Genomic DNA, 16983 nt, shown 5'->3' on the forward strand with positions numbered 1-16983 from the left:
GGCATAATGTGAATTAACAGAAGGGTTTCAGATGACGCCTTTCTGTCTCACCAAATCCCACTAAATCCCGCCAAATCTCACTTAAAAACGCACATATTGTTTTTATTTTTGGTCTTCCGGATTTTTATTTTTGGTCTTCCGCCGTCAGGCGTTGGCCGCATTGGTGTTTTCGCTTTTAAAGAGGGTGCGAACAACAACGTCCACAGCGCTAAAAAGTGTCTTCTTTCCATGATGCCACCAATGCAATTGCGTTGAATTAAGTTTGGTGGAACTTGAGCGATTTGCCATGACGAATATAAAAAATGCCCCTGCTAGAGAGTCATTTGCAGAGGCATTGTGGAACTAAATTGAAAATGCTGATTGAAGGTTTATGCGGCTTCGAACGCCAATGCTTTCTTCTCTACCTGACGGAAAATGAGAGTCAGCACACCATTTACCGTTAAATAAAATGCGCCTGCAATACCAAATACCGTCAATGTATCGTAAGTTTGTGCGTTAATGCGCTGCGCGTAACCCATCAGATCCATGATCGTAATCGTGCTTGCTAGTGACGTGCCTTTGAAGACCAAAATCACTTCGTTCGAGTATGCCGGAACAGCACGACGAATAGCGTATGGCAACAGCACTTTCAGTGTGGCAGTTTTGTTCATGCCTAATGCACGACATGCTTGCCATTGACCGGAAGGAATCGCGTTAAACGCCCCTTTGAACAACTGAGTGCTGTATGCAGCGGTATTGAGTGCTAGCGCTAACATCGCACAGAACCAAGGTTGGCTTAACCACGTCCAGAATACGCTTTCTCTTACTGCGTCAAACTGACCCGGACCGTAGTACACCAAGAAGATCTGTACCAACAAAGGCGTACCAGTGAACAAGGTAATGATGCCACGGCTTACCCAATGCAAACCCGGAGTACGTAGGATCAGAGTCAGCGTCATCATCAGAGCTAAGAGACAGCCCACAACCAAAGAAGCGGCGGTCAATTGAAGGCTAGTGCCTAAGCCATCCAGCATTTGCCAAACGTGTTGTTCGTTCATGCGGTTGCCTCCTGTCCCATGCTCATGCCTTGAATTGAGAACTTCTTATCAATCAGTTTGACGGCACGTTGTGTAATCAAAGTAATGCCTAGGTAAATCGCCGCAGCGGTTGCATACCATGTAAACGCTTCATGGGTCGCTGCAGATGTTAGCTGCGCTTGTTTCAACAAATCCGTCACTCCGATCAGTGATACAAGTGCAGTATCTTTCAGCAAAACCAACCATTGGTTAGTTAAACCTGGTAGTGCGTGTCTTACTGCTTGTGGCAAAACAATGCGAACAAAAGCGTGTGCTTGACTGATGCCGAGTGCACTTGCTGCCTCTCTCTGCCCTCTTCCAACCGCTTTTAATGCGCCACGTAGAGTTTGAGAAGCGTAAGAAGCGAAGATCAATGACAACGCCACCACGCCAGACAAGAACGGGCTAACTTCAATAAAGTCGCCGGTGATTAAAAACAGAACCTGAGTCGAACCAAAATAGATGAACAACACGACAAGGATTTCTGGCAAGCCACGTACAATCGTCACAAACGCCGTCATTGGCCATTTAACGAAAAGGCGGCGAGACATTTCACCACTGGCGAATACCACAGCCAGAATCAAACCGACTAAAAGGCTTGTGAGGGCTAGCTGGACAGTCATCCAACTAGCTTGAACAAGCGATAGAGAGTAACCCGTTAGTGCCATATTACTTACCGAAGTACTTGTTGTAGATTACGTCGTATTCGCCGTTCGCTTTCACTGTTTTCAACGCAGTGTTTAGCTTATTCACTAGCTCGTCGTTACCTTTGTTTACTGCAATGCCGAAACCATTACCGAAGTATTTAGGGTTGGTTACGTGCTCACCCACGTAAGCTAGGTTGTCTTCTTTCTTGAACCATTCTGCTACGACTGCTGTGTCACCGAATACAGAATCAATACGACCATTTTTCATATCGATGAACGCGTCTTGGTAGCTTGAGTAAGGAACCGCGGTTACGCCCGGCATTTGCTCAATCAGGTAGCTTTGGTGTGTTGAACCGTTTTGAACACCAACACGCTTACCTTCTAGTGCTTTTTGATCAGCCACTTTTTCTTTGATAGAAACAAACGCTGCTGAGTTGTCGTAGTAAGGGTCAGAAAAGTTTACTTGTTCCAAACGTGCATCAGTAATATCCATTGCAGAGATAGCCGCGTCGTAACGCTTGAATTTTAATGCAGGGATCAGGCTGTCAAAAGATTGGTTGTGGAAGGTACATTTTGCTTCCATTTCTTTACATAGTGCGTTCGCCAGATCCACATCAAAACCTTGGATTTGGTTGTTTTCATCCATGTATTCGAACGGTGCGTAAGTCGCTTCCATCGCAAATTTGATCTCTTCTTGTGCTGCTGCGTTCGCTGAGACAAGGCCGATTAGTGAAGCTAGTAGAATCTTTTTCATTGCAATACTCCGTGTGTACTTAGTGGGCTGACACTCGCAATGACAGCCGAGCTTATCTGTTAAATAGACTGAACTTTAAAAACGTAATTTAGTGATTTAGGTAATCGGCAAACTGAGTGGTTTGCGGATTAACAAATGCGTCGTGCGTGCCGTGCTCTACGATGTGCCCTTTTTCTAGGTATAGAACATGGCTAGCGATTTTCTTGGCGAAATCCACCTCATGGGTCACAACAACTTGTGTAATTCCCGTTTCGCTTAAATCATTAATGATCTTGACCACTTGATTCGTAATTTCAGGGTCAAGCGCAGCGGTAGGCTCATCAAAAAGTAAGACTTCTGGTTTCATCATCAGCGCACGGGCTATCGCCACACGTTGTTGCTGACCACCAGAAAGTTGCATCGGCCATGCATCCGCTTTGTCTGCCAAATGCAGCGTTGCGAGAATTTGCATTGCCTGCTTCTTCGCTTCTTCTTTATCCATGCCAGAGACTTTGACCGGAGCCTCAATCAGGTTCTCCATCACTGTCATGTGTGGCCATAGATTGTACTGTTGGAAAACCATGCCCACTTTACGACGAAGCGCTAAACCTTGTTTCTCTTTGATTTCAGTTGAAAAGTCGAATGCGTCATCAGCGATGTTTAATTGCCCGTTATCCGCGCCTTCAAGAAGGTTAAGAACACGTAGTAGAGAGCTCTTCCCTGCACCACTTGGACCGAGTAACACCAGCGTTTCACCGCTTTCACAATTAAAACTGACATCGTGTAAAACTTGGGTATCGCCGTAAGATTTATTGATACTTTTAACTTGAATACTCATGCTGCCATACTGCATTAATTGTCATCTGGAGCTTATACTAGCAAGAAAGAGATTTTATGCAATAAAAATGTATAAAAATTTAGATTGTTAATTTTTTGTATAAGAAACAACCAACCAAGCAGAGTATCTGACTGGTGCAATGAGTAAGGTTTTAACCGTATTTGTTGATCAAAAAAGCCCATAATTTCGATAGCTTAGAATTCCATTGGACACTTAAACCAATGCTCTGCAGTACCATTAATTGAGAGCATAATTCCGAAAGACAGTAACTGGTTGTATAAGCATTTTCCCCTCTCATTTTGAGAAAAATCTCGCGTAGCATTTCCTCGATTATGCAAGGTTCAACATTGAAACAAACAGTACTCACTTTGTAAGAAGCTAAGTTTCTTAACATTTTCACCATACAAAAAATGCATCACAACAAAGCAACGGTTGTGCTTTCTTGAATTGGTCTGACCGATCGCCAATACTTTCTTCTAATTTGACTCGCAATTTGAGTAATCGAAGTTTTTGATTGGGACAACTCAATAATGAAGCCATATCGTTCTGCGCTGCTTGCGCTGGGTTCTTTGAGCCTGTTGTTTACACCTGTGACATGGTCAACCACAGCAATCGTTTTACCGGGGCTGCATGAACAAGGTGTTGATCTACAAGATGCACCGGTTTCTGCAGCGGCAGCGCTTGAGTGGGAACTAGATAATGCCGATGTCGTTTTTGGCGCATATGAAAATAAAAGCGATAACGAACGCGTGAATGCGATTGGTTATATGTACAACCAAAAGCTGGAACTTAACTCAGGTTGGCTGGAAAACGATATACGTAACCAAGCAGAAATAAATAACATCGATTATGAGGACTTTTTTCTTCATTTTGCCGAAGACACCATCATCGCAGAGGTAGACTCTAGCCACGGTGAAAACACCGTACTCAATCGAAAGCCGATGATCGTTGGTTATACCGCCAGCGCTGACCACGCCGGTTTTTGGCTATATCAACAGCCACCATGGGATGCTGACGTATTTGGTCAGGCGAATAATGGTGGTGCGCTCTATGTTTATCACTCAGAGAAGTTCGACCGCTTAGCATTTACGTTCTCCCAGTTTGCTCAAGGCGGCAGCTTCACGATTGAATACCCTTCTGCCATAGACTCATTTGGTCAGGTATCGGAGTGGAAGCCGTTTGATATTAAGAAAGATAAAACGCTGAATATGACCAAAAACCAAACGGTAAACTGGTCAGTTCCTTCGGATTGGGTTCGCGCTACAACACACGATGGCAGCGGACAAACCTATGGTGGTGGTCAGTACTTTGGCTCCACTTTTTTGCGCGATGGCGGCCGTCTTTACGTTGCAAAAATTACTTGGCATGACGAAAACATCGAGAATCGCCCTCGTCTAAAAGAAGTAAAGCTCAAAAATAGCTTCCAAACCGTTAAGTTGACCGACGCACCAACGGCAACACCTGAAGGTCAAACCATTCAACGCTGGCGCAAAATTCGCGGCTTCGACAAATCCGCGGATCTCAACCAAGACAATTATCTTTCTTGGAATGAATACAAAAACCGTTCGAATAAGAATGCAACGGCACGATTTCGTTGGGAGTCACGCGTTATTCCATTTGGTCGGATGTGGAATCAAACCTCTTCTTGGGCATTAACCAATCTCGGCAACCCCGACTTTGCCAACGCAATGCACCACTATTACCAAGCTGAATGGGCGAAGCAAGGTTTAAACGGTGCGTACAACGACGATACGAATAAGTTGCTCGGACCAAATCAGTTCTACGTTTATTCCGGTGGTACGGTGGATGAACTTGGTTTGGTGGCGGGTAGCCAAGCTGCTGACGATGCTTACAAAGCGCAATTCTCGGCGTTCTTAAACAAACTGGCGACGCTGGATGCGGATGCGTTAATTAGCCTCAACATCGGCACGGCAAACTTATTCGGCCGTAATGGACAGAACCACTTAGTTGAAGCTGGCTCCCTTTACTTACGCGAACACTACCTTTTCCCTTCTACTGGCTTTAGTGGCTATGCTGGCTTAGCGAAGTTTTGGGACAATTCTGCACTCGCCAAAGCGAGCCAAAAGGTAATTTACCAAGCGACGACACGTTATGGACGCGTTCAGTACTTTGGTAACACAGAAGACAATTGGAAAAAGGACCAATACTCTGCACTGGCGGCATTCTATTTAAACCACCATCCAGAGCGTAGCTTTTTTAATCAATGGAACAATAGCTACTTATATGGCAGTAACAACACTACCGCCGACAACTTCTGGAAAGCTGGCGTACCAAAAAACATCGCTTATCAACCAAGTGGCTTACTTGCCGTTGATTTGGGAGAGCCTGCCAATCAGCTCCCCGAGGACGCAGAAGCCATCCCACTTATGATGTCCACCAGCACGCCTTATCCAGCGGATTACACGGTTATTGGTGATTCATCGATGAACGAAGTGGTACATGCGGATCTACCCGATGGCATTACTTACGTTTCTCCCACGTTCACCTACTTTGCGTATCGCTCTGAGAGCAATGTGGTGGCCCAAGGCCCTGCAGAGATGGTATTAGCACGCGAGTTTAGCAAAGGCAGAGTGTTGTACCGCACCGACTTTTTCGGCAAGAGCGCGGATTATTTCATGGCGCCTAAAATCACCATCACGTTAGACGAGCCGATGAGACCCGTAGACAAGGACGGCAACATTGGTGATTACGTGTCGCAAATCGAAATCGGTGGTTACGAAGGTCTGTTTTTGCTGTACTGATTAGGCGTGCCAAACATACCGTTACAACCGAAGCCTTTGCCAATAAAGAGCCACAAGCTTACGCGTACTTGCAAAAACGCGGGCTCACCAATCAACAGATGAGCCAACTACTTGCGTGGATGGAAGATAACCAAGCAGACGCAGAAGAAGCGATGTACTACTTCTTCGAAACCTATCCTAAGCTATGGAAAACATGGGTATCGGCAGACGTGGCTGCGAAGGTAGGAAAAGCGATTTAACGCTTTACTCACTCTCCCTGTTAACGGCTCAAGAATAATGCTGTGGTGACAGGGGGAGACTTAGCCTTTCTTTTAGCACTCCCCGCATTGCCCGATGCTCTGCACAGTCCGCGTGTCGTTTGTGATAAGCGATCTGAAACGTAAATTGGCCACTTGGAAACGGACTTTGAAAATAACGAATTTTGAGTGCGCCTCCCCACCTTTTCGCCACCGACAGAGGCACAACACCCAAACAATCTCGCTGAGCTACGTTAGTCAGTACGCCAAGATAAGATGATGTCACCACTTCGATTTGATTCGCTTTAATCGTCACGTTTAATGCCGCTTCATGCTCCGTTTCCACGCTCCAAGTGGATGAGAGAACACAATGCTTTTCGTTATGAAACGCATCGATATCAAGCCTCTTACCAAGCCTTGGATGGTTCGCTCGACCAATAATTACAAACGGTTCTTGATGAAGATCTTCCACAATGATTGAAGTGGGTTTATTGCCAATGCTGCCAATAATGATGTCGGCTTTTCGGTGGTATAGGAAATCACACAGCTCACCAGCATCTTGCGTGGATTCATGAAAGATCACATTGTCGATAGGGCTTAGCCCCAATAAAGGCAAGTCGCAGCAATAGGCTTTGAATGACTGCGGTTTCGTCATCGCATTATCAATGATACTCAGCGCTTGTCTCAGTTGTGGCAGTAGCTCTCGTGCCGTATGCGTCAGCTCAATACTTCTCCCGCTTTTTACAAATAGCTTTTTATTGGAGGCCTGCTCCAATCGCCGAATCGACGCACTGACGGCAGGTTGTGTGACACCAAGTTGCTCAGCCGCTTTAGTGTAAGATTGACTCTCCGTGACGACGAGAAAGGTGTTGATTAGGTTCAAATCAATGGGCTTAGGCATGAGCATTTGCTTCGTGTGTATTGAATTAAACGAAAGCGAGCCACTGCCAAAAACAGTGACTCATTATTCGTTGGTTATTGCTAATTGGTTAACGGTTATTGGTAGGAAAAGACCGAACTACTGCTCACCCGCCCCTTTCACCAAGCGAGAATGTTTCAAGTAGTCGTTCACCACATAGTTTTGAATCGCTTGCTTAGATGTCGGCAAGTACATTCTTAATAACCCACTCCACCCTTCTCTGACGGTTAAGTTGTTTGCTTGTCCTTCACAGTTAAAGCGGAATGTGTAAGTACCGTCCTCATTTGGCGTCATACGCTTGTTCGAAATCGCAAAATCATCATCTGCAATCCAGCCATCTTTGTCGTATACCGTCATGCTGAAAAATGCGTGACGATCGTACTGAAGTGGTGGCGGGTTAATGGTCAGAGAACTGCATTGCGTTTCCCCTTTGTTTCCCGGAATTTGTGGCAAGTACACCGCAGCATCAGAGGGTAAACCCGCCCATCCTGCCGAAGAGGCAATCACAAACGACGTAGGATCAACTTGACCTTTGTTGCCAAAAATATCGAATGGTTTAGGGATAAAGGGACGTAACTTTTGCACCGTCGCTCGCGCAGCTAATACTTCTTTTTCACCAAACCCTTTTGAGACGTAAGGGTGGCGAGTTTCAGCAGACAACTTAATGGCATTTTGGTAATCATGTGCTTTCTTCAAAGCCTTAGGATCGTGGTTATCCGCAGCCGCTACTTGCGTATTTAGGAATACATGAGTACCAGAGCTCAGCATATCTGGTGTCAAACGCAGTGTCTGACCCGGATAGACTTCTGCAATCGTAAAGTGGTTCTCGTCGATCACCTGAACAATCGCATATTCATCGTAGTCTGGCATGGTAATGGTTGCCGATTTGGTGACGTCCAGTATTGCATGGCTGTACATCGTATCTTCGTTTTCGCGAATCACGAACTGGTGACCTTTGCTCGATGGGATGCGATTGTGCTTATAGGTATTAACTGGCACTTCTTTTTGCAAACGCGTCATATACCAATCTGTTTCTTTCGTTGGTTGATCGGCAAAATCAGTGACAACATTGTCCAACGTTGCTTCTTTCGCTTGTAACCCTGTCGTAAACATCAAAGTAAGGGTCGATAACGCAAGTATCGTTTTGTTCATAATGGTGACTCCTAAATCTGAGGGTGTGATGGGTTATTGAGAAACCACTTTCGGTTCTGGCAACTGGTAGGATTCCGTTTGAGTAAGATCCGGTTTGTAGATTCGCATCATGACATCCCACCCTTTCGCCACAGGCATGGCATTCTTAGCGCCTTTAGGACAGTGACCGTAGTTCACCGTGAATGAGCCATCTTGTTTGTACTCGATGTTGTTTTTGTTCAGAACCGCTTTATCGAAGGCGATATAACCTTGGTGGTTGTATAAGGTCAGAGAGTAGAAGCCATTCCCTTTTACTTTTGGTGCTTGGTAAGTGGCTTGAGAGCAGTTGTCTGGATTAGCAACCTCACCAGAACTGTAGTAAGAAAAGTATTGCGCTTCGGCATCAGGCAACATTCCCCAACCAATGGCGGTGCCGTACATATGCATACGAGGATCCACCTCACCATGAGCACCTTGCATATTCTTTTGATTGCCTAGTTTAGCGCCTTCTTTTGTCAACGCATCACGGACAGAGACAAGTTGGGTCATATCGTAGTTCGGCATGATGTGCGCTTGACGCGAACCTGTCGTCACTTTGAGTTTATTCTGTATGGCTTTTACTCGAAGTAAATCAGCAGGGTCATTTGGGTCTATCTGCACACGAGCAACAATCATCGCAAAGTCAGTTTGGCTCTCAATGTTATGCGTTCCTGGCGTAGAGAAAACTTGGTCTATGTAGTGATCGTTTTGCACCACCATCACCGAGATGTAACGCTCACCTGTGTCTGGAATGGTAATACTCCCTCCCTTCGACAAATCAGCAACATAACCCGAGTAAATGGTGTCGCGATTCATACGCACAACCGTTTGGTTATCCAAAGGCGTCAGACCTGGAAAGTGAAACCACTTGTTAGAACCAACCAGTTTAGTGATGTTTTTGAACGCGAGATCAGATTCCGCAAACTCGTAGTTTTTCTCAGTAACAGGGACAAGTGTTTCAGCCAATACATGGCTTGCTCCCGTTAAGGCAAGCGTGGAGAGTGAAAGCGTTAATAGTTTCTTTTTCATGGAGAGCGTACTCATGTTAAGTGCTTTAGGTAGGAGTATTAAGGTTCCAATGTTTATCTGTTGACCAACCTTAACCTAAGCAATAACATTCCATAAGGGACTTATTTTCACCTCGCCAATTCCAAAAGAGAATCGAGATGCTCAACGAAAAATTGTTTATTCATAAAGACTTAAACTTATTGCTGTTGTTGGTTACGCTCCATGAAGAGCAAAGTACAGCAAGAACCGCAGAGCGTTTGTTCGTCACCCAGTCGGCCGTGAGTAAAGGATTGAAGAAGCTTCGTGAGCAGCTTAATGACCCACTGTTTGTTCGTACGAGAGAAGGGTTTATACCAACAGAGAAATGCGATGAATTAGTCTCGCGAGTCACCCCATTGCTGCTTGAACTAGAAAGCATTTATGCTGATTCCAACCAAGTATCAACACAAGCGTATTCGGGTGAAATCAGCATCGCGATAAGCTCAGCAATGTACTATGCCCTTGCCGATGACGTGTATTTACAACTTAAACAGGACTTTCCCAATGCCACGGTTCGATTGGTCAATTGGTCGGAATCCACAGAACAACAATTACTCAACACCAAAATTCAGGTTGGCATCAATTATTATCCGATAGATGTTTCTAAGGACTTAGTTCACCAGTCTGTTTTGCCTGCCGACTTTCGTTTGATCGCCCGAAAGTCTCACCCTCTATGCGATAAGTCTGTCACTCTGGAGGAAATCTCCCAGTATCCTCTCGTGGTCTCTATCATTCCTAACTTTACGGCCAAGAACAGTAAAATTGAGCACACGCTTCGTAAGTTCAAACTTAGCTCGAACATTATTCTGCGCAGCGATAACGCCAACCTTTGCCTGACAACGCTCAAGCATTCCGATGCCTTAATGCCCGTTAATCATTTGTTTGCCCAAAAAGCATCGACAGATCACACGACGATCAACACCAAATTCGATATGAACAGCTATCTTCCATCCATGAAGATTGGTCTTTTTTACTCAAATCAATTTGCTGCGAGCCAGTTGGGGAAATTGATTCAAGCTTCGTTAGTGAATGCGCTAAACGCGGCACAATCGAATAAACACCAAGTCAATTCCTGAGCAATCAGCGCTTTCCCTGTGCGCCATTATCAAATCATTTTTGACAGTGACTCAAAGACAGCGCTGTTTATCCCTCTTCACCACAAGCCTACTATTTCCGTCACAAAGGGGGGATTACTCCCCTCCGTCATACAAAATAGTATGTAACTAGAGTAGTTGATAATGAAAGACACAAAAAGCCCCTGACACGTTAAGTATCAGGGGCTTTTTAAAATTTCATGAGTCAGAACACGTTACTTCCTGCGCTTGTAAACCACACAGAAGTTGCCACGCTTGGTACGACACTTAGAGCAGCGTTCGCAGTCCACTTCAGCACGGTTGCCGTCTTTCCAGCGCTTGATCAATTGTGGCTCTGCTAATAACGGACGAGAAAGCGCGAAGAATTGAATCTTGGTGTTTTCAGCCAAGTCTTCTATCGCACAGAAGTCGTTTAAGCCACCTACGGTAATCACAGGAACGTTCACATCTTGACTGATCACTTGTCCGTACTCGTGGAAGTAGCCTTCTTCTTGTAGCGTGTAACCGTCGAATGATTCACCTACCATGGTGCTTGCGTTGCCGTGAATGTTACCCGATACAATGATCGCATCCACGCCCACTTCTTCTAGCTTCTTGCAAACAATGCGCGTTTCATCGAACGTCAAACCGCCATCGAAGAATTCTGTTGCTGTCAGCTTCACCAGAATTGGGAAGTCATCACCAACTAGCTTGCGTGTTTCGGCATAGATCTCCATAAGGAAACGCATGCGGTTCTCAAGGCTACCGCCGTATTGGTCTTCGCGACGATTGTAATATGGGCTCAAGAACTGGTTGATTAGATACGTGTGCGCCGCGTGGATTTCTACACCATCAAAGCCAGAATCTTGTGCACGCTTACTCGCTAGCGCAAATGCTTTAACGATGTAGTCGATCTCATCTTGAGTCATCGCTTTGCCTTCCGTTTTGGTGCCGCGTTCTGGCACTTCACTTGGAGCAAAAATCACACGCTCACCAACGTTGAATGTTGTTTTTGTGCCACCGTAAGCGATCTGCATAACGATCTTAGAGTCATGCTCATGGACAAGGTCAGTCAGCTTTTTGTATTCACCGATGAAAGAGTCGTTGTAGATCCCCATCATGCCTGCGTTCGGCTTCTCTTCTTCTACGATGTTTGCGTAGCCAGTAACGATCAGACCCACTTCACCTTTGGCAAGTTCTTCATAAATGTCGTACAACTTCTCGGTCATGTGACCGTCTTCTGTCGCCATATTTTCCCACGTTGCACTTCGTACAAAGCGGTTCTTTAGTGTCATGTTGCCAATGCGGGCTTCTGAAAACAAAATGCTCAAGTCCAGTCCTCTTAAAATCTGTCTTTTTAGATACATCACTACCGAGCAGGAACGAAAAAGGAACAGCGATACACAAAGCATGGCTGTTCCTTCTCTGAATTTCTGTTCAGTGCGATGAGCGACGCGAACCTTACCGCCGAAACTGCGGCAAAACTTTAATCTGGATTAAGGTTTGGTGAGATAGATCACCGATTCCGCATTCATTGGTTTTGTTCTCATCACAACTACTGATGGCATCAATCGTTAACTCAGATTTACTTTCCTTTAATGAATAAACGGCAGTGGAATCAACTCTAAGCCAAGCACGCCACTGATGCTCATTACGACCAATAACGACACCTTAAACACCGCTTTGGACCATTGGATGTAGTTGTTGTAATTCACTTTCTGGAATGTCACCCGTGTCCACATAAAGCACACCGCCGCCGAGACCGCTAAATACTCGTACCCAGCTTCACCCAACATAAACAACCCAATAGCGACCACACCAAAAGCCACCACATACGCTTTCATATGTTGATGCGCTTTAGTAATGCCCTCTTTAACGGGAAGAACAGGAATGCCTGCATCGCGGTAATCTTGCATGCGAAACATAGCAATCGCGTATGAGTGCGGCATCTGCCAGAGGCAAAACATAACGAAGAGTAAGATCGCTTCTAAGCTGATGTAGTTCGTCACAGCAAGGTAACCCACCAGCGGAGGAACCGCGCCAGAAATACTGCCGACTAAGGTGCCGTAGACCGAATTTCGCTTGTACCACATGGTGTAGAAGAAAACGTAAAACACGTAACCCAAGAGTACAACCACAGCCGAGAGCGGACTCACCAGTTGGAACAGTAACGCTGTACCATTCAACAGCAATACCAAAGCGTAGACAAACGCCGCGTCGATGTTGATGTTTCCCATCACCAATTCACGGTTTTGCGTGCGCTTCATTTTTTGGTCGATATCGCGGTCGAAAATGTTGTTCACCACGCATCCTGATGCAATCACAAGCCCGACACCAACTAACGTTGTTAGCAACAACAGAAAGTTAGCGGGTTCTGATTTTGCGGCGAGGAAGAACCCCGCCGCAACAGAAATCAGGTTGCCGAAAATGATGCCCGGTTTAGTAATAGACAAATAACTTTTCAGCATACCCTAGCCTACAACTTCATGTTGACGTTCATGTTGTAGATGATCCAGATCGAACCAGCGATCAGAATCAACACAACAATGGCGGTAAACATCAGTGACACCACGTTCCACTGACCTTCTGACGTTTTCACTTCCATGTGCAGGAAGTACTTAAAGTGCACGAAGATCTGCACAATCGCACAACCAAATAGCACAGCATAAGTTGCGGTATCTGGCAGCACTTGCGCCCACACACAGTAGAAAGGAATCACGGTCAGGATCAGAGACGCAATAAAGCCTTTTACGTAATCGGAGGCACCTGTATCTAGATGTTGTTCCATTACATAACCCCCAATAAGTAAACGATGGTGAATACACAAATCCAAACGATGTCTAGGAAGTGCCAGAACAAGCTCAAGCACTGGAATCGCATCGACATGTTATCGTTCAAGCCTTTGGTTGACAGTTGGTGGTAGCACACGGCTAGCCAGATCAAACCAAAGGTTACGTGCAGACCGTGTGTTCCAACCAAAGTGAAGAACGCAGATAGAAACGCACTTTCTTGTGGACCATAGCCTTCAACAATCAGGTGATGGAACTCGTACACTTCCATCCCGATAAAGCCAGCGCCAAGTAAGAAGGTCACTTTTAACCAACGTTTTAACCCTGCAACGTCTTTGCGTTTTATCGCAATCATGCCGAAGCCAAACGTGATACTACTGAACAGCAGCAACATGGTTTCTACAAACACAAACGGAAGTTCGAAAATGTCTTTACCGGTTGGACCCGCAATAGAGCCGCTTTCTAGTACTGCGTAAGTCGCGAACAAAGTCGCAAACAATACACAGTCACTCATTAGGTAAATCCAGAATCCAAACAGCTTAATGCCAGCAGAATCATGGTGATGATCGTGGTCGTGAACCGCAACATTAGCTTGCATAGGTTACCTCCAGATCGTCTTTTTTCTCGTTGTCTTTCACTTCGTTTTTCTTCGCTTCTTCAAGTTGAGCTCGACGCTCCGCTTCAATCGCTTTGATTTCTTCTACTTCAACGTAGTAATCCACGTCGTCGTTGTAGCTGTGCTGGATACACGTCACGATGATGCCAACAAAGCTTGCTGCTGCCAGCCACCAGATGTACCAGATCATCGCGAAGCCAAACACCAACGCCCATGCAGACACATAGATACCTGTTGGAGTGTTCTTCGGCATGTGAATGCGTTCGTATTCCACTTCTTTGGTTGGATCGAATTCGCCACTCTGCTTTTGGTACCAGAACGCGTCTAGCACATCACCTTTTGGTAGGTGGGCAAAGTTGTAGAACGGCGGTGGTGAAGACGTCGCCCACTCGAAAGTACGACCGCCCCACGGGTCACCCGTTAGGTCACGGTTTTGCTCACGGTCACGAACACTCACGTAGATTTGAATGAACTGACAAGCTACGCCAAGCGCAATCACTGCCGTACCTGCTGCTGCAACTGCCAACAGTGGGAAGTACTCTGGGTTAAGGTCTTGGCTTAGACGACGCGTCATGCCCATAAAGCCCAGTGCATAAAGCGGTAGGAACGCCATTAAGAAGCCAACAATCCAGCAAATGAATGCACGTTTGCCCCATGTTTCGTTCATGGTGAAACCCGTCGCTTTCGGGAACCAGTAAGTGATTGCCGCGAAACAACCGAACACAACACCACCAATGATTACGTTATGGAAGTGCGCAATCAGGAACACAGAGTTATGCAGAACAAAGTCCGCGCCCGGTACTGCCATTAGGACGCCCGTCATACCACCTACAGAGAAGGTAATCAGGAAGCCTACTGTCCACATCATCGGCGTGGTAAAGCGGATTCGCCCTTTGTACATGGTGAATAGCCAGTTGAAGATCTTCACCCCGGTAGGGATGGAAATAATCATGGTGGCGATGCCGAAGAATGCATTCACATTTGCACCTGAGCCCATGGTGAAGAAGTGATGCAGCCAAACGACGAACGCCAAAATCGTAATTACAATGGTCGCCCATACTAGCGAGGTGTAACCAAACAGCTTCTTGCGTGAGAAGGTTGCCGTTACCTCAGAGAAGACACCAAAAATAGGCAAGATCAGGATGTACACTTCTGGGTGACCCCATGCCCAAATCAGGTTGACGTACATCATCACGTTGCCGCCAAGATCATTGGTGAAGAAGTGCGTACCGATGTAGCGATCCAGTGTCAGTAGCGCGATGGTTACGGTTAGAATTGGGAATGAAATGATGATTAGAATGTTGGCACACAGGGAAGCCCACGTGAATACTGGCATCTTCATCATTGGCATAGACGGCGTACGCATGCGCAAGATAGTCGCGAAGAAGTTCACGCCGGTCAGCGTGGTACCGACACCGGATATTTGCAGTGCCCATATCCAATAATCCACCCCAACTCCGGGGCTTGCCTCTATACCAGACAGCGGCGGATATGCCAACCAACCAGTACGACCAAACTCACCCAAGCCAAGTGACATGTTAGTGAGGATCACGCCCACAATAAACAGCCAGAAACTTAGGTTGTTTAGATAAGGGAACGCCACATCACGCGCACCAATTTGCAGCGGAACGATGATGTTCATCAAACCAATCACCAACGGCATTGCCACGAAGAAAATCATGATTACGCCATGGGCAGTAAAGATTTGGTCGTAGTGATGTGGTGGTAAATAACCGCTCTCGCCTGCCGCAGAAAGCAGTTGTTGGCTGCGCATCATGACCGCATCAGCAAAGCCACGAATCAACATCACCATTGCCACAGCGATGTACATAAAGCCTAGTTTTTTGTGGTCTACCGAAGTAAACCATTCATTCCATAAGTATTGCCACTTACCCGCTTTGGTTATCGCCGCAACGACAGCCAAACCAACGATCGCGATCACCGCTAGAGTGACGACGATAATCGGCTCGTGATAAGGGATTGATTCAAGTGTTAATCTTCCAAACATTGCGATTATCCTAGATTTTCCGGCAAACAGTTCATTGAACCCGGATGCTGGGTCACGACGTCGGTGAACAAAAATGGTGGAATACTAGAGAACATCTTCACAGGCTCCGCCACCGTTGGTGATGCAAGCGCACGGAATTGCTCCCAGTCTTCGATTCGATCAGGGCTGGCTTTCACTTGTTGCACCCAATTCAGGAATGCAGTGCGATCTTCCATTGCTGCTGCGGTAAATTTCATCTGCGAGAAGCCCTTACCGCTGTAGTTAGAAGCAAAGCCTTTGTAATCCCCTGTGTGGTTCGCAATCAGATTTAACTTGGTCACCATGCCTGGCATCGCGTAAATCTGAGTACCGAGACGCGGGATAAAGAACGCGTTCATGATGTTGTCTGAGGTCAGTTTGAACTGAACCGGAACATCTTTCGGAAACGCCACATAGTTCACTGTCGCAATGTTCTCTTCTGGGTAGATGAATAGCCATTTCCAGTCGAGTGACACCACCTCAATGGTGATGGGTTTGACGTCACTTGGGATGGGCTTGGATGGCTCTAACTCGTGAGTAGAACGCCAAGTGATGGTTGCCAGAATCGCGATGATGATGATTGGAATCGTCCACACCACCACTTCGATCTTGGTCGAGTGCGCCCACTCTGGAGCGTATTCCTCGCCAGTGTTCGACTCTCGGTAGCGGTAAGCAAAATAGATTGTCATTAAAATCACGGGGATCACGACAATCAGCATCAGTAAAAGCGCTGTAATGATCAGTTCTTTTTCCTGAACGCCAATACTACCTTTCGGGTCAAGTAGAGCAGAGTTACACCCTGAAAGCATAAGAATGGTTCCTGCCAAACTTATCCTCGCTAAGATGCGTTTGTATCTTGAAGCTTCCATTAACTTTCTCGATGGTTAGCCAACAACAGAGCAAGCCCTGCGATTGGTTGTCTTGGTCATTAGAATATTTTTGTGTTGAGCTTTTGCAGCAATGGACTTCTTGGTGGGAGGTATCAAGTTGCTTGATGGTTAAAACCACACTAACAACGTGATTTTATTGTTACACTTTGAAATACATTGTTACATTCGAGCGCATTATGCGG

At 46.1% G+C, this 16983-nt stretch carries 15 protein-coding genes and 2 pseudogenes; 3 read left to right on the plus strand and 14 right to left on the minus strand.

What is annotated here, in order from left to right; genetic code table 11:
• Positions 1–143: 143 nt before the first annotated feature.
• The 5 genes and pseudogenes from QTO06_RS16940 to artP all read right to left on the minus strand — a co-directional run.
• Positions 144–230 (minus strand): annotated as a pseudogene (locus tag QTO06_RS16940) (protocatechuate 3,4-dioxygenase); the annotation flags it as partial.
• Between the two features lie 138 nt (positions 231–368).
• Complete coding sequence (gene artM, locus QTO06_RS16945; protein WP_005388569.1) at positions 369–1037, minus strand: arginine ABC transporter permease ArtM; 669 nt, start codon at positions 1035–1037, stop codon at positions 369–371.
• The gene (artQ, locus tag QTO06_RS16950) at positions 1034–1723 is read right to left on the minus strand and encodes an arginine ABC transporter permease ArtQ (protein WP_331409035.1); all 690 of its coding nucleotides are present in this window, start codon (positions 1721–1723) and stop codon (positions 1034–1036) included. The genes artM and artQ overlap by 4 nt, the downstream gene beginning before the upstream one ends.
• Position 1724: 1 nt before the next feature.
• Positions 1725–2456 (minus strand): arginine ABC transporter substrate-binding protein, encoded by a 732-nt coding sequence (locus QTO06_RS16955; RefSeq protein ID WP_005443853.1) that lies wholly within the window; start codon positions 2454–2456, stop codon positions 1725–1727.
• Between the two features lie 88 nt (positions 2457–2544).
• Positions 2545–3273, minus strand: a complete 729-nt coding sequence (gene artP, locus QTO06_RS16960; protein ID WP_005450159.1) for an arginine ABC transporter ATP-binding protein ArtP — start codon at positions 3271–3273, stop codon at positions 2545–2547.
• Between the two features lie 530 nt (positions 3274–3803).
• Between artP and QTO06_RS16965 the strand changes: the two genes are divergently transcribed.
• A complete protein-coding gene (locus tag QTO06_RS16965; protein WP_331409036.1) occupies positions 3804–6035 on the plus strand; it encodes a hypothetical protein in 2232 nt (743 codons plus the stop codon).
• A 14-nt stretch (positions 6036–6049) separates the two neighbouring features.
• Positions 6050–6274: pseudogene (locus QTO06_RS16970) on the plus strand (glycine betaine ABC transporter substrate-binding protein); the annotation flags it as partial.
• Between the two features lie 28 nt (positions 6275–6302).
• On the opposite strand, the gene QTO06_RS16975 reads toward QTO06_RS16970, so the two are convergent.
• The 3 genes from QTO06_RS16975 to QTO06_RS16985 form a co-directional block, all read right to left on the minus strand.
• Positions 6303–7172, minus strand: a complete 870-nt coding sequence (locus QTO06_RS16975) for a LysR family transcriptional regulator (RefSeq protein ID WP_331409037.1) — start codon at positions 7170–7172, stop codon at positions 6303–6305.
• Between the two features lie 117 nt (positions 7173–7289).
• A complete protein-coding gene (locus QTO06_RS16980) occupies positions 7290–8342 on the minus strand; it encodes a DUF1254 domain-containing protein (protein ID WP_331409038.1) in 1053 nt (350 codons plus the stop codon).
• A gap of 33 nt (positions 8343–8375) precedes the next feature.
• On the minus strand, positions 8376–9389 hold the full coding sequence (locus QTO06_RS16985; protein WP_331409039.1) for a DUF1254 domain-containing protein: 1014 nt from the start codon (positions 9387–9389) through the stop codon (positions 8376–8378).
• A 137-nt stretch (positions 9390–9526) separates the two neighbouring features.
• Between QTO06_RS16985 and QTO06_RS16990 the strand changes: the two genes are divergently transcribed.
• The gene (locus tag QTO06_RS16990; RefSeq protein ID WP_331409040.1) at positions 9527–10483 is read left to right on the plus strand and encodes a LysR family transcriptional regulator; all 957 of its coding nucleotides are present in this window, start codon (positions 9527–9529) and stop codon (positions 10481–10483) included.
• A 233-nt stretch (positions 10484–10716) separates the two neighbouring features.
• On the opposite strand, the gene QTO06_RS16995 is transcribed toward QTO06_RS16990, so the two are convergent.
• From QTO06_RS16995 to cyoA, 6 genes are all read right to left on the minus strand, one after another.
• Complete coding sequence (locus tag QTO06_RS16995) at positions 10717–11811, minus strand: NADH:flavin oxidoreductase (protein ID WP_050925949.1); 1095 nt, start codon at positions 11809–11811, stop codon at positions 10717–10719.
• A gap of 264 nt (positions 11812–12075) precedes the next feature.
• Positions 12076–12948 carry a heme o synthase gene (gene cyoE, locus QTO06_RS17000; RefSeq protein ID WP_331409044.1) on the minus strand — a complete coding sequence of 291 codons (873 nt, stop codon included), beginning with the start codon at positions 12946–12948 and terminating at the stop codon, positions 12076–12078.
• Between the two features lie 8 nt (positions 12949–12956).
• A complete protein-coding gene (gene cyoD / locus QTO06_RS17005) occupies positions 12957–13268 on the minus strand; it encodes a cytochrome o ubiquinol oxidase subunit IV (protein ID WP_005443825.1) in 312 nt (103 codons plus the stop codon).
• On the minus strand, positions 13268–13867 hold the full coding sequence (cyoC, locus tag QTO06_RS17010; protein ID WP_331409046.1) for a cytochrome o ubiquinol oxidase subunit III: 600 nt from the start codon (positions 13865–13867) through the stop codon (positions 13268–13270). The genes cyoD and cyoC overlap by 1 nt, the downstream gene beginning before the upstream one ends.
• On the minus strand, positions 13857–15893 hold the full coding sequence (cyoB, locus tag QTO06_RS17015; RefSeq protein WP_331409047.1) for a cytochrome o ubiquinol oxidase subunit I: 2037 nt from the start codon (positions 15891–15893) through the stop codon (positions 13857–13859). The genes cyoC and cyoB overlap by 11 nt, the downstream gene beginning before the upstream one ends.
• A 5-nt stretch (positions 15894–15898) precedes the next feature.
• On the minus strand, positions 15899–16780 hold the full coding sequence (cyoA, locus tag QTO06_RS17020) for a ubiquinol oxidase subunit II (protein ID WP_331409048.1): 882 nt from the start codon (positions 16778–16780) through the stop codon (positions 15899–15901).
• Positions 16781–16983: the final 203 nt, after the last annotated feature.

The organism is Vibrio sp. M260121, from assembly GCF_036533715.1.
Lineage (GTDB): Bacteria > Pseudomonadota > Gammaproteobacteria > Enterobacterales > Vibrionaceae > Vibrio.

What these genes read in the sequence shown, in the direction of transcription:
- artM (WP_005388569.1), bottom strand. Translation starts at nt 1,037, where the DNA reads ATGAACGAACAACACGTTTGGCAAATGCTGGATGGCTTAGGCACTAGC.
- artQ (WP_331409035.1), bottom strand. Translation starts at nt 1,723, where the DNA reads ATGGCACTAACGGGTTACTCTCTATCGCTTGTTCAAGCTAGTTGGATG.
- QTO06_RS16955 (WP_005443853.1), bottom strand. Translation starts at nt 2,456, where the DNA reads ATGAAAAAGATTCTACTAGCTTCACTAATCGGCCTTGTCTCAGCGAAC.
- artP (WP_005450159.1), bottom strand. Translation starts at nt 3,273, where the DNA reads ATGAGTATTCAAGTTAAAAGTATCAATAAATCTTACGGCGATACCCAA.
- QTO06_RS16965 (WP_331409036.1), top strand. Translation starts at nt 3,804, where the DNA reads ATGAAGCCATATCGTTCTGCGCTGCTTGCGCTGGGTTCTTTGAGCCTG.
- QTO06_RS16975 (WP_331409037.1), bottom strand. Translation starts at nt 7,172, where the DNA reads ATGCCTAAGCCCATTGATTTGAACCTAATCAACACCTTTCTCGTCGTC.
- QTO06_RS16980 (WP_331409038.1), bottom strand. Translation starts at nt 8,342, where the DNA reads ATGAACAAAACGATACTTGCGTTATCGACCCTTACTTTGATGTTTACG.
- QTO06_RS16985 (WP_331409039.1), bottom strand. Translation starts at nt 9,389, where the DNA reads ATGAAAAAGAAACTATTAACGCTTTCACTCTCCACGCTTGCCTTAACG.
- QTO06_RS16990 (WP_331409040.1), top strand. Translation starts at nt 9,527, where the DNA reads ATGCTCAACGAAAAATTGTTTATTCATAAAGACTTAAACTTATTGCTG.
- cyoE (WP_331409044.1), bottom strand. Translation starts at nt 12,948, where the DNA reads ATGCTGAAAAGTTATTTGTCTATTACTAAACCGGGCATCATTTTCGGC.
- cyoD (WP_005443825.1), bottom strand. Translation starts at nt 13,268, where the DNA reads ATGGAACAACATCTAGATACAGGTGCCTCCGATTACGTAAAAGGCTTT.
- cyoC (WP_331409046.1), bottom strand. Translation starts at nt 13,867, where the DNA reads ATGCAAGCTAATGTTGCGGTTCACGACCACGATCATCACCATGATTCT.
- cyoB (WP_331409047.1), bottom strand. Translation starts at nt 15,893, where the DNA reads ATGTTTGGAAGATTAACACTTGAATCAATCCCTTATCACGAGCCGATT.
- cyoA (WP_331409048.1), bottom strand. Translation starts at nt 16,780, where the DNA reads ATGGAAGCTTCAAGATACAAACGCATCTTAGCGAGGATAAGTTTGGCA.